Source organism: Ruegeria sp. CJ3 (assembly GCF_056536725.1).
Window position 1 is genome coordinate 1 of the sequence record NZ_JBQFQE010000004.1, and the last position, 12,652, is coordinate 12,652.

Genomic DNA, 12,652 nt, shown 5'->3' on the forward strand with positions numbered 1-12,652 from the left:
GCAAACACGCCGCATAATCAAGCCAAACAGATGAGCCAAACTCTCTCTTAGTTCAGGCCGCCTTTAGTTCCACAAACTCTGACGACGGACATCCTCTTCCTAACAACGCAACGATCTCTTCTTCTTCCGCCGAAGCAAACGTGGTCTCCTCACCATCTAATGCAGCCAATGCTTCGAACAATGCTTCGCGCAGTTGGTCAACGGATTGAAATCGTCTTCGTGGCTGTCGGAAAGTGCATTTTTCAACTACGTCTTTCAGTGGACCCACTACACTTAGTTGATCATAAGGCAGTCTGTTTCTGAGGCCCCCAAAGATGTCATGAAGAATGGCTCCAAACGAGTATATGTCTGCTAGATTTGTCGCTCGGCGAAAGTTAGTTGTGCATTCTGGCGCGCAGTATAACGGAGTCCCACCTCCAGCGTTGGTCGCAGTCAGAGTCGTCGTTTGGCCTGCTGCAGGCGTCATGAGACCAAAGTCCGAGATTGCATATCGTTGGCTTCCAGCGGGATCGACAAACTTGAGGATGTTCTGGGGTTTCAGATCACGGTGTTTATAGCCCTTTGCGTGGATCACTTCTAAACCCGCCAATATGTCAAAAAGAACTGGCGAAACGTTACCTCCCAATGTCCTGTCCGCCTCAAGCTCATCCGCCAGGGTGCAGTTGGCAAGATCCATGACAAACCACGGCGGCTCACTGTCGAGACTGTATTCGACTATCCTAGCAACGTTTGGATGCACAATGGCGCTCTGGTATTTGATTTCGCGGCGAAAACGCGCCCCGATGCCGGCTTCAGGGTGCTGAAGCTCCACACCCTCTTTTAAAGTCTTCAGCGCAAATTTTTGACCGTTGTCATCAATGACTTCAAAAACAGCACCAAAACCCCCTTCACCTATTTGTCTAATTGTATGGTAAGGCAAAGCTAATCCTCAATCCTGCGTCCCCGGCGACACTAGTTCCGCGTTTTGTGAATGTCGAACAATACGATGCGAAACGCGAGAATGACCTATAGCGATCAAAGAGGATAGTGGTACCCGCGGCCGGACTCGAACCGGCACGGCCTTCCGGCCCAGAGATTTTAAGTCTCTTGTGTCTACCATTCCACCACGCGGGCATGCTTGTCGGGCCTATTTCGGGCCTGAAAAAACCAGTAAGGCCACAAGGCCATGAATACAATGCGCTTTACGGGCGGAAGCGAAGGATTTTAAGTCCGATATGTCTACCATTCCATCACGCCCGCAGACCTGCCCATGCTGCAGCCCAGACTGCACCGAACAAGATCGCGACACACTTACAGCCAACCAAATCGATTGAAAAGACGCGCGTTGCGTTGGATGTGTGTGAACATGCAAAGAAGCCTTTGCTTGACAGCGCCGGACCATTCCGGTCACGTCGGCGCATCATGTAAGGGAGCCTGCGATGAAGACAGTCAGCAACCCGTATCGGAATGGGGCAAAGCTTGCCAATCAAGCGCCCTATCCCTCGGTCGATACGTCCGGGCTGAGACGGCATCGGCTGTTTTCCCCGGACTTCACCGAAACGCCCCTGGTCGATGCCACGGCCCTTGCGCCGGTGGCAAAGCTCTGGGTCAAGGATGAACGGCCTCGGATGGGGCTTGGTTCGTTCAAGGCGCTGGGAGCGGCGTATGTTATTGCCTGCCAGGCTGATGAGGCCCCTGATCAGACCCTCAAGGGGCGCACCTATGTCACCGCCAGCGCGGGCAATCACGGGATGAGCATGGCTGCAGGCGCGCGTGTGTTTGGGGCTGATGCGGTGGTTTACATCGCCGAAACGGTCCCCGAAAGCTTCGCCGACCGCCTGCGGGCGCAGAACGCGCAGGTGGTGCGCGAGGGGGTCGACTATGCCGCCAGCATGGAGGCCGCCGCGCAGGCGGCGCAACAGAACGACTGGACCCTGTTGTCGGACAGTTCCTGGGATGGCTACACCGACCTGCCGCATCTGCTGATGGAAGGCTATTTGCAGATGGCGCTGGAAGCGGTGGAACAATGCACCGAGGCGCCGACTCATATCCTGCTGCAGGCCGGTGTTGGCGGCATGGCCGGCGCGGTCGCTGCCTATGCGCGCAAGGTCTGGGGGGATACTCCCCGGATCGTGGTGGTCGAACCCGATGCGGCCCCGGCGCTACAGGCCAGCATCGAGGCCGGACATTGCGTCTTCGCCGATGGCCCTGACAGTATCATGGGGCGGTTGGATTGTAAGGAACCCTCGCTGATTGCTCTGAACGGGCTGGCGCGCGATGCCGATCTGTTTCTGACGCTGACAGATGAGGAGGTGGCCGCGCAGCTTCCCGTCATGGCCGGGGCCGGGCTGGAAACCAGCGCGTCGGGTGGGGCAGGCATCGCGGCGGTGATGAACGACGCAGCGCGCGCAGCCATAGCGATCGGCCCGCAATCACGCGTCCTGTCCATGTTGACCGAGCAACCCGCATGACCGGTTTCGCGCCCGAGGAGTTTCAGGCGCGACTGGACCGCGCGCAACAACGGATGGCGGACGCAGGCCTCTCGGCGCTGCTGCTGACCACCGAGCCCGAGATACGTTATTTCACCGGCTATCTGACCCGGTTCTGGGAAAGCCCGACGCGACCGTGGTTCCTGATCGTGCCTGCCTCGGGCAAGCCGGCGGCGGTGATCCCCTCGATCGGCGCGGCTTTGATGGCGCAGACTTGGGTCGACGACATTCGTACATGGAGCGCGCCGGACCTTGAGGATGACGGCATTTCCTTGCTGGCGGATACGCTGATTGAACTGACCCCGAACGGTGCCGCAATTGGCTGCCCGGACGGGCATGAGACTCATGTGCGGATGCCACTGGCCGACCTGACGCGCCTGCAGACCGGAATTGAAACCCGCCGCATCACCGGTGATCACGGCATCCTGCGCGCCCTGCGCATGGTGAAATCCGAGACCGAGGTCGCCAAGATACGCACCGCCTGTCAGATTGCTGCCCGCGCCTTTGCCCGCGCGCCCGAAATCGCCTCTGCGGGTACGCCGCTGGATCAGGTGTTCCGCCGCTTCCAGATGCTGTGTCTTGAGGAAGGGGCCGACTGGGTGCCTTATCTGGCAGGTGGAGCCGAACAGGGCGGATACACCGACGTAATCTCACCCGCCACGCAGACGCCGCTGCGGCCGGGGGATGTGCTGATGTTGGATACCGGCCTCGTGAAGGATGGGTATTTCTGCGATTACGACCGCAACTGGTCGGTTGGTCCCGCTAGCGCGCCGGTTCGGGATGCACATGCCAGACTGATCGAGGCGTCGGATGCCGCATTCGAACAGGCGCGCCCCGGTGCCACCGCGTCGCAACTGTTTCATACGATGAACGCGATCCTGACCGATGGTGGCGTGGGCACCGATGCCGGGCGTCTAGGGCATGGGTTGGGGATGTCGCTGACCGAGTGGCCCTCGCTCATCCCCGATGACCATACTGAGTTGCAGGCCGGAATGGTGCTGACGCTGGAACCGGGCATCGCCGTGAATGGTAAGATCATGGTTCATGAGGAAAACATCCTGATCACCGAGGGCGCACCGGAATTCCTCAGCCCCCGCCTTGGACCGGAGATATCCGAGATATGACCACGCTGCGCTACACGCTGGACCCCGATGATCCCGCCGCCGTGCCCATGGGCCTGATCGTGCTGCAAACGGATGAGACCATCGAGCCCGAATTCCGCACGTTGTTCGCCCGTGACAAAAGCCCGCTTTATGTCAGCCGTATCCCAAGCGGGGCCGAGGTCAGCACCGATATGCTGGCCAAGATGGAAACCGCCCTGCCCGCCGCCGCCGACCTGCTGCCCAAGGCGCGGCCCTATCGGGTTGTGGGTTATGGCTGCACGTCGGCCAGTTCGGTGATCGGGTCCGAGCGGGTCGAGCAGATGGTCAAACAGACATGCGATGTCCAGACCGTGACTAACCCCCTGCGCGCGGCCGCCGCTTGTGCGGCAGATCGCGGCGTGTCGAAATTTGCGCTGCTGTCACCCTACGTTGAAGAGGTAAACACGCCGTTGCGGCGGGCCTTCGCCGCGCAGGGCATCTCGATGGATGTGTTCGGCACGTTTGGCGAGGCCGAAGAGGCAAAAGTTGTCCGGATATCAAACGATTCGGTGGTCGAGGCCGCAACCCGGCTGGGCGCGGATACAGCCGTGGATGCGGTATTTCTGAGCTGCACGAACCTGCGCACGCTGGCCGCTATCCCGCAGATCGAGGCGCGGATCGGCAAACCGGTTCTGTCGAGCAATCAAAGCCTCGCCTGGCATATGAATCACCTGAACGTGTCGTAAATTTGGGCAAAAGTGACGTTTTAGATGGCCCCTTCGCTTTACGGGCTTGCGACCTTTTGTTAGCTTCGGCATCAATGCACGAGAAGATCAATGAGATCCGGGTCAACCGGATAATCATTTGACGCAACAGGGGGTCTTGTGACCGACATAAATAACGACGGCGCGTTTGTTGAATTTCAGCGCGTTCAAAAATCTTATGACGGCGAGAATCTCGTCGTTAAAGATCTCAACCTGGCTATGCCAAAGGGCGAATTCCTGACCATGCTCGGGCCGTCCGGATCGGGCAAGACAACCTGCCTGATGATGCTTGCCGGATTCGAAACAGCCACCCATGGCGAGATTCTGTTGGATGGCAAACCCATCAACAACATCCCACCGCATAAACGCGGCATCGGGATGGTGTTCCAGAACTACGCCTTGTTCCCGCACATGACGGTGGCCGAGAACCTCTCGTTTCCGCTTGAGGTCCGCAAGCTGGACAAATCCACCCGCGAAGCCAAGGTCAAACGCGCTCTGGACATGGTGCAGATGGGCGATTTCGGCAACCGCCGCCCAGCGCAGCTTTCGGGCGGTCAGCAACAGCGTATCGCCCTGGCCCGCGCGCTGGTCTTCGAACCAGAACTGGTGCTTATGGACGAGCCGCTGGGCGCGCTCGACAAACAACTGCGCGAGCATATGCAGTTCGAAATCACCCGCCTTGCGCATGAGTTGGGCATTACCACCGTCTACGTGACCCACGACCAGACCGAGGCGTTGACGATGTCCGATCGCGTGGCGGTGTTCGACGATGGCCGCATTCAGCAACTGGCCCCGCCGGATCAGCTGTATGAAGAGCCTGAAAACAGCTTTGTTGCGCAGTTCATTGGCGAAAACAATACGTTGGAAGGCGTTGTTAAATCCATCGATGGCGACACTTGTCTGGTTCAACTGGATGACGGTTCGGAAATCGACGCGGTGCCGATCAACGTTCACAACCCGGGCGAACGCACCAAGGTTTCGATCCGCCCCGAGCGTGTTGAATTCAACAAGGACCGCCTGCATGCCGATGCGCATACGCTGAAGGCGACGGTCAAGGAATTCATCTATATGGGTGACGTGTTCCGCTTCCGCATGTCGGTGGCTGGCAATGACGAGTTCATCGTCAAGACACGGAACGCCCCCGATGCCATCCGCCTGAAACCCGGTCAAGAGATCGAGATCGGCTGGCTGCCACAGGATTGTCGTGCGCTCGACGCATAGACCAAATCGCGCGGTACAAGCGCGGTTTCACTGAGGGACCGGCTGGCGAAAACCCGTGCGCCAGCTGACCATACAACAAACGGGAAGTACTGGGAGTAACACATGAAACCAACAAAAACTCTGCTGACGGCAGCGGCTCTGGCAACTGCAGCTGGTGGCGTTTCCGCCGAAGAGATGACCATCGTCTCGTGGGGCGGCGCCTATTCGAAATCGCAGCTTAAGGCGTATCACGAGCCCTATTCGGAAAAGACCGGCGTCACCATCCTGAACGATGACAGCTCGGCCGAAGCGGTTGCCAAGCTGCGCGCGATGAACGAAGCGGGCAACATCACTTGGGACGTTGTTGACGTTGTTGCGGCGGATGCGATCCGCCTGTGCGACGAAGGTCTGGCGATGGAAATCGACCCTGACACCATGCTGGCCCCTGCACCCGATGGCACGTCGGCTGCGGATGACTTCGGTGACCTGCTGGTCAGCGACTGCTTTATCCCGCAGATCGTCTATTCGACCACTTTCGGGTATCGCACCGATCTGGTTGGTGACACTGCGCCGACTGACGTCTGTGCGGTTTTCGACACCGAGGCCTATCCGGGCAAGCGTTCGCTGGAAAAGCGCGCGATCAACAATATGGAATGGGCTCTGATCTGTGACGGCGTCGCCAAGGATGACGTTTATGACGTTCTGGCGACGTCCGAGGGGCAGGATCAAGCGCTGGCCAAGCTGGCAACGATCAAAGACGATGTTGTCTGGTGGTCTGCCGGTGCCGACACCCCGCAACTTCTGGCTGACGGCGAAATCGTCATGGGTTCGACCTATAACGGTCGTCTGTTCAGCGTCATCGAAGAGCAGAAGCAGCCTGTCGCCATGCTGTGGGACGCGCAGATCTTTGATCTGGACGGCTGGATCATCCCGGCCGGTCTGAGCGAAGAGCGTCAGCAGCGCGCGCTGGACTACATTATGTTCGCGACCGACACCCAGCGTCTGGCAGATCAGGCCAAGTACATCTCGTACGGTCCGGCCCGCGCCTCGTCGGCTCCGCTGGTGGGTCAGCACGCCGAACTGGGCATCGACATGGCACCGCATATGCCGACTGATCCGGAAAACGCTAAGAACACGTTCCTGTATAACTACGAGTTCTGGGCCGACTACCGCGACGATATCGAAGCCAAGTTCCAGGCATGGCTGGCGCAATAAGCGCTTGAATTCATGATACAGTCGGGGGCGGTGCGCCGCCCCCGGACCAAAGAAAACCCAAGGGGCACCGATGACTGACGCAAGCCAAAACGCCGGACCAATGCTGGCAGCGGATGGAACGCCGCTCAAGCAATCGCTGGCACGTTCGTTGCGGCGGCAAAAGCTGCGCGCGCTGATGCTGGTGGCCCCTCTGCTGCTGTTTGTTCTGTTCTCGTTCATCGTGCCGATTGCATCGATGCTGTTCCGGTCGGTGGAAAACAGCATGGTGCAGGAAACGCTGCCCCTGACGGTCGAGGCGTTGCAAAGCTGGGATGAGACCAGTGGCGAACTGCCGGACGAGGCCGTCTATGACGCGTTTGTCCGTGACATGGTCGTAGCCGTCGACAACAAGACCCATACGCGTCTCGGCTCACGTCTGAACTATGAAGAAACCGGTATGTCCTCTTTGTTCCGCCGGTCAGGACGCAAGCTTGGTAAGCTGGACCCTGAAACAGATGGACCGTTCAAGGAACAACTGATCGAGATTCACGAAGGCTGGGGCGAGCCGCAGACATGGGCGGTGATTAAGACCCACTCGCCCGCCATTACGAATGGTTACTTCCTGAACGCGGTCGATATGCGCCGCACGCCCGAGGGCGCGCAATCACAGCCCGAGGACAAACAGATCCTGATCAAGCTGTTCGGGCGCACGCTGTTCATGTCGCTGGTGATTACCGCGTCCTGTATCCTGCTTGCCTATCCAGTCAGTTATCTGCTGGCGACCCTGCCGATGAGGGTGTCGAACCTGCTGATGATATTGGTCCTGCTCCCGTTCTGGACGTCCCTTCTGGTTCGCACATCCGCGTGGAAGGTGATGTTGCAGCAACAGGGCGTTATCAACGAAACGCTTGTTTGGCTCGGACTGGTGGCGGATGACGCACGATTGGTAATCATCAATAACCAGATCGGCACAATCACTGCGATGACGCATATCTTGCTGCCGTTCATGATCCTGCCGATGTATTCGGTGATGCAGACCATCCCCGCATCCTACACCCGTGCTGCTAAATCCATGGGCGCGACGAACTGGACGACCTTCTGGCGGATCTATTTCCCGCAATCCATTCCGGGCATTGGCGCGGGGTCGATCCTCGTGTTCATTCTGGCCATCGGCTACTACATCACGCCCGAGATCGTCGGCGGCACCAAGGGCGTCTTCATCTCGAACCGGATCGCCTATCACATCTCGTCCTCGCTGAACTGGGGATTGGCGGCGGCACTTGGGACGATCCTGCTTGCGGTCGTGCTGTTGCTCTATTGGGTCTACGACAAGATCGTGGGCATTGATAACGTGAAGTTGGGATAATCGACATGGCCGCACTTACTCCGATATCCCGCAAACCTCTGTCCATGGTTCTGCCCAGCCTTGCGCTGGCAGGTGCCTTCGCCGGTGTCTTCGTCGGCGCGGGCAATGGCTCGGTCTTTCTTGGCATCGCTGGCGGGGCTGCTCTGATCGCAGCGCTAGGCTGGATCTACATCACTGTTCTGAAAAACGAGAGACTGGCCCGGTGGATCAATATCATCGGATTCGGCATCGTCGGGTTTTTGATGTCTGGCCCGATGGGCGGCATTCTTGGCCTGCTGGGCGGCTGGTTCTTCGGCTGGTTCACCTATTGGCTCTATGAGGGCCGCTATCGCCGGAAACTGCTGCCCTATCTGACGCCGAAACAGGTATTCTACCACTACCTGTTCCGGGTGATCTGCGGTGCGATCTTTGTCTTCTTGATCACGCCGATCCTTGTGGTTCTGCCGCTGTCGTTCAACGCGCAGGACTTCTTTACCTTCACGCCCGAGATGCTGCGCCTGGACCCCGAAGGATACTCGCTGAAGCATTACCGCGATTTCTTCACCAACAACGAATGGCAGCGCAGCTTCAAGAACTCGCTGATCATTGCGCCGATTGCGACGATCATCTCGGTCTCGCTAGGTACGCTGGCGGCCATCGGCCTCAGCCAGAGTCACGTTCCCGGTCGCCGTGCCATCATGGGCATCCTGATCTCGCCCATGATTGTGCCGCTGATTATCTCGGCCACCGGCATGTTCTTTTTCTACAGCGATATCGGCCGGTTCCTTGAAGGTACATTGGGCATGAACAAGAACTTCGTCGGCTATCTGAAGGTCATTCTGGCCCATGCCGTTCTTGGTATTCCCTTCGTCATCATCACCGTGACCGCGACACTTGTCAGCTTTGACCGCTCACTGACGCGCGCCGCTGCAAACATGGGGGCCGGACCGGTTCGTACCTTCTTTTCGATCCAGATGCCCCTGATCCTGCCTGGCGTGATCTCGGGTGGCCTGTTCGCCTTTATCACGTCATTTGACGAGGTGGTCGTGGTGCTGTTCGTTGGCTCTACCAGCCAGAAGACGCTGCCGTGGCAGATGTTCACCGGCCTGCGCGAACAGATCAGCCCAACCATTCTGGCAGTTGCAACGATCCTTGTTGTGCTGTCGATCGCACTGCTAACCACGGTTGAACTGCTGCGCCGCCGGTCCGAGCGTCTGCGGGGTCTTTCCCCCGCTTGACGCAGGCGATGGCCTGATTTAACGATTCACCCGTTCACCTCAGCCGCGATGGCGTCGCGGTATCATCGGGGGTGATCGGCTCTCGGACCCCGAGACCGCCTGTCCTGAACGCCGGGACAAGTGGCCGGGTTTGCCGCCCGGCAAAGATGAGAGACCTGAACATGACAAATCGCCCCGAATTCTTCACCTGTCACAATGGCGACAAAGCACCCCTGCCCTTCAGCAAGGGAGAATATGACCGCCGTCTTAGCAAACTGCGCGCCATCATGGCAGCGCGGGATATTCCTGTGGTTCTGCTGACCTCGATGCAGAACATCGCCTATTACTCGGGCTTTCTTTATTGCGCCTTTGGCCGCCCCTATGGCTGCGTCGTCACGCAGGACGCCTGCACCACTGTCTCGGCCAACATCGATGCGGGCCAGCCCTGGCGCCGTTCGGTCGAGGACAACGTGATCTATACCGATTGGAAGCGCGACAATTACTGGCGCGCGGTCGCCAGCCTGATTGGAGGTGCGAAACGGATCGGAATCGAGAGCGACCACATGACACTGGCTGCGCGCGACACTGCGCTGGCCATGCTGGGTCAGCTCGAATTGATCAACATCGCACCCGACACCATGGCCGCGCGCATGGTGAAATCCGCCGAAGAGATCGAACTGATCAAAGGCGGCGCGCGTACTGCTGATGTCGGCGGGGCTGCCATTCACGCGGCTATCCGTGAAGGCGCCACCGAGATCGAGATCGCCATGGCAGGCCGCGACGCGATGGAGGCCGAGATCGCCCGCGCTTACCCGGATGCCGAATACCGCGACACGTGGGTCTGGTTCCAGTCCGGCCTGAACACCGACGGTGCCCATAACCCGGTCACCAAACGCGCGCTGCAAAAGGGCGATATCCTGTCGCTGAACACGTTTCCGATGATCTCGGGCTATTACACCGCGCTGGAACGCACCCTGTTTCTGGGCGAGCCCGACGCCGAAAGCCTGCGTATCTGGAAAGCCAACGTCGCAGCCCACGAACTGGGCCTGAGCCTGATCAAGCCCGGTGCGACCTGCTCGGGCATCACCGCCGAGATCAACCGCTTTTTCGCCGATGAGGGCCTGCTGCAATACCGCTCGTTCGGTTACGGCCACTCCTTTGGTGTCCTCAGCCACTACTACGGGCGCGAGGCGGGCCTGGAACTGCGCGAAGACATCGACACGGCGCTGCAACCCGGCATGGTCGTCTCAATCGAACCGATGCTGTGGATCCCCGAAGGCCAGCCGGGCGCGGGCGGCTACCGCGAACACGATATCCTCGTGGTCGGTGAAGCCGGGGCCGAGAACATCACGGGCTTCCCTTACGGTCCGGGCCACAACATCATCGGTGCGTAAGAGAACACGTAAGGTTCAAGGCCAGTGCTTCACCGTGAGAGGTGCGGCCAAGCGATGATAACGCTCGGAGCGCATTGTCCGCTCCGAGCCCAAACTTACTTCCTGCCACCGAACCACCAGTTCGATAGCCCAACAACGGGTCCCAGCAAATAGAGCATCAAAAACAGCCAGCTCCAGACCAAAACGTTTGAAGCGATAGCAAGGTGATCTGGGAAAAGGGAAACAGCGGTTCTCCATAACAATAAGAAAACGAACTGCGTCGCCAATAATAAGGCAATTGCCCTTACTGGGTGTCGCTTCAGTTCTCCATCGAAATCAAAAAGTAACTTTTTCAATGTTCTGGCTCCAGCCTCTCAACCTACTCTGCACATCCCAGAACAAACGGTAACTTTGTCCGCGTGGCAGTCGCCGAAACCGAGCGGGGTGAATGAGCGTTCCGGTTCCATGGCAGACATCGGCACTACTCTTTATTGATCTCGGTCATTTAACAACCTAACCACAATCGCGGCAAAGTACGAACCGATACTAATCGCCGCAACAAGCAGCAAGCCAATCCTGTCTGAATAGACAAAGAGAAGAATTGCAACCAAAGCTAGCGCGAGCATCCATAAGTTCTTGGTGGCCTCAGATTTCACGGCTCCAACACTCCAGTTTGTAGACTATCTCGACTGTAAAATCAGGCCCGTCTTTGCCGTGAGACTGCCACAGGTTGCCTTATGCGTTTGTCTACATCCTGGACTTGCGACAATCCAGAGCGCACCCTCAGTGATTTCAGCCGCCCAATGTCCGATTTGACCGCCTCGCAGACATTCAGCTCGAAGAAGCTTCGCCCAAACTGTACCACGAGATGCGAAAGGCAGTTGTGGCAAGCCCGCCTTTATCGTTTGGCGCGTTCGTGAAAAATGAACCCCAGAAAGTTCAGCAACAGCTGCGCGGCCAGAATCTGAGTGCTCTCGGTCGGGTCATAGGCCGGGGCCACTTCGACCAGGTCGATACCCGCAACATCCCCGCGTTTCGCCAACCCCTGTAGTATCTCCAGCACATCATAGTACAGAAACCCGCCATGGCTGGGCGTGCCGGTGCCTGCCGCAATCGACGGGCAAAACGCGTCGATATCAATCGTCACATAATACCGTGCGCCCTGCGGGACGCGCGCCAAAACCGCCTCGGTTCCCAGCTTGCGCACCTGCCGCACTGAAAGGATATCCGACCCACGCGCGCGGGCATCCGCGTACCCTTCCTTCGCGGTGGACGAGACATTGCGAATGCCCAGCTGCGTCATGCCCGAGACATAGTCTTTTTCAATCGCCCGCCGCATCGGGTTGCCATGCCCGGCGGTCACGCCGTGGCGTTCATCGACAAAATCCAGATGTGCATCGATCTGAACGACATGGATCGGCCCGTTCTGCGCGCAATCTTCGGCAAAGGCGTTGATGCAGGGGATGTTGATCGAATGATCCCCGCCAATGATCACGGGCAAGGCCTCCGCTTGCAGGATCTTACCCACGCCATAGGCAATATTGGCATGGCTCTCGTCAGTTTTGGTGTGGATGATATCCGCATCCCCCAGATCGACCATCCGCACCGAGCCGTCCAGATAGGTCGCGTCGTCCTCGTGATCATAAGCCCCGGCATGGCCAAAACTGAACAGGGTCGAGGCCTCTCGCACCGCTCGCGGTCCAAACCGCGCGCCGGGCCGCCACTGGGTACCGAAATCGAACGGCGCCCCCAGTACGGCGACATCCGCCTCGATCCGATCCCAATCCGGTACGTATGGCGATTTGGCAAAGGTCGAAATTCCGACAAACGGCAGATTCAACCGCCCCGATTCATAGCCATGATCCTGCATTCATCCTCCTGTCACGTCCTGATCAGCGGGGTTGCGGTGTCGCTTGTCTGTCTCGGGCAAGTTCCAAAATCGCATCCCTCGGCTTTTTTTGAGAAACCAGGCGCCTGACCGGGCCGATTGATCGAACCTCCTAGATTGA

The 12,652-nt window shown here is 58.5% G+C and carries 10 protein-coding genes and 1 tRNA gene; 8 read left to right on the forward strand and 3 right to left on the reverse strand.

Annotated features, from left to right (window positions below):
* Positions 1–52: 52 nt before the first annotated feature.
* Both ACR0J1_RS08290 and ACR0J1_RS08295 read right to left on the reverse strand, forming a co-directional pair.
* Positions 53–919 carry a serine/threonine protein kinase gene (locus ACR0J1_RS08290; RefSeq protein ID WP_480732728.1) on the reverse strand — a complete coding sequence of 289 codons (867 nt, stop codon included), beginning with the start codon at positions 917–919 and terminating at the stop codon, positions 53–55.
* A 108-nt stretch (positions 920–1,027) separates the two neighbouring features.
* Positions 1,028–1,113, reverse strand: a tRNA-Leu gene (locus ACR0J1_RS08295).
* 305 nt (positions 1,114–1,418) lie between these two features.
* On the opposite strand from ACR0J1_RS08295, the gene ACR0J1_RS08300 reads away from it, so the two are divergent.
* The 8 genes from ACR0J1_RS08300 to ACR0J1_RS08335 all read left to right on the forward strand — a co-directional run bounded on the left by ACR0J1_RS08300 (position 1,419) and on the right by ACR0J1_RS08335 (position 10,664).
* Positions 1,419–2,450, forward strand: coding sequence for a pyridoxal-phosphate dependent enzyme (locus ACR0J1_RS08300; protein WP_480732727.1), 1,032 nt, complete (start codon positions 1,419–1,421; stop codon positions 2,448–2,450).
* Positions 2,447–3,592: a M24 family metallopeptidase gene (locus ACR0J1_RS08305; protein WP_480732726.1), complete on the forward strand. Its 1,146-nt coding sequence runs from the start codon at positions 2,447–2,449 to the stop codon at positions 3,590–3,592. The genes ACR0J1_RS08300 and ACR0J1_RS08305 overlap by 4 nt, the downstream gene beginning before the upstream one ends.
* Positions 3,589–4,296 (forward strand): maleate cis-trans isomerase family protein, encoded by a 708-nt coding sequence (locus tag ACR0J1_RS08310; protein ID WP_480732725.1) that lies wholly within the window; start codon positions 3,589–3,591, stop codon positions 4,294–4,296. Before ACR0J1_RS08305 ends, ACR0J1_RS08310 begins: the two co-directional genes overlap by 4 nt.
* Before the next feature lie 138 nt (positions 4,297–4,434).
* Entirely contained in the window at positions 4,435–5,535 is a 1,101-nt protein-coding gene (locus tag ACR0J1_RS08315; protein ID WP_480732724.1) for an ABC transporter ATP-binding protein, read from the forward strand.
* Positions 5,536–5,637: 102 nt separating this feature from the next.
* Positions 5,638–6,729 carry an extracellular solute-binding protein gene (locus tag ACR0J1_RS08320; RefSeq protein ID WP_480732723.1) on the forward strand — a complete coding sequence of 364 codons (1,092 nt, stop codon included), beginning with the start codon at positions 5,638–5,640 and terminating at the stop codon, positions 6,727–6,729.
* A gap of 70 nt (positions 6,730–6,799) precedes the next feature.
* A complete protein-coding gene (locus ACR0J1_RS08325) occupies positions 6,800–8,074 on the forward strand; it encodes an ABC transporter permease (protein WP_480732722.1) in 1,275 nt (424 codons plus the stop codon).
* Positions 8,075–8,079: 5 nt separating this feature from the next.
* A complete protein-coding gene (locus tag ACR0J1_RS08330; RefSeq protein WP_480732721.1) occupies positions 8,080–9,291 on the forward strand; it encodes an ABC transporter permease in 1,212 nt (403 codons plus the stop codon).
* A gap of 161 nt (positions 9,292–9,452) precedes the next feature.
* Positions 9,453–10,664, forward strand: a complete 1,212-nt coding sequence (locus ACR0J1_RS08335) for an aminopeptidase P family protein (protein ID WP_480732720.1) — start codon at positions 9,453–9,455, stop codon at positions 10,662–10,664.
* A gap of 877 nt (positions 10,665–11,541) precedes the next feature.
* Here the strand turns inward: ACR0J1_RS08335 and ACR0J1_RS08340 are convergent.
* Positions 11,542–12,513 (reverse strand): agmatinase, encoded by a 972-nt coding sequence (locus ACR0J1_RS08340; RefSeq protein WP_480732719.1) that lies wholly within the window; start codon positions 12,511–12,513, stop codon positions 11,542–11,544.
* Between the last annotated feature and the right edge of the window lie 139 nt (positions 12,514–12,652).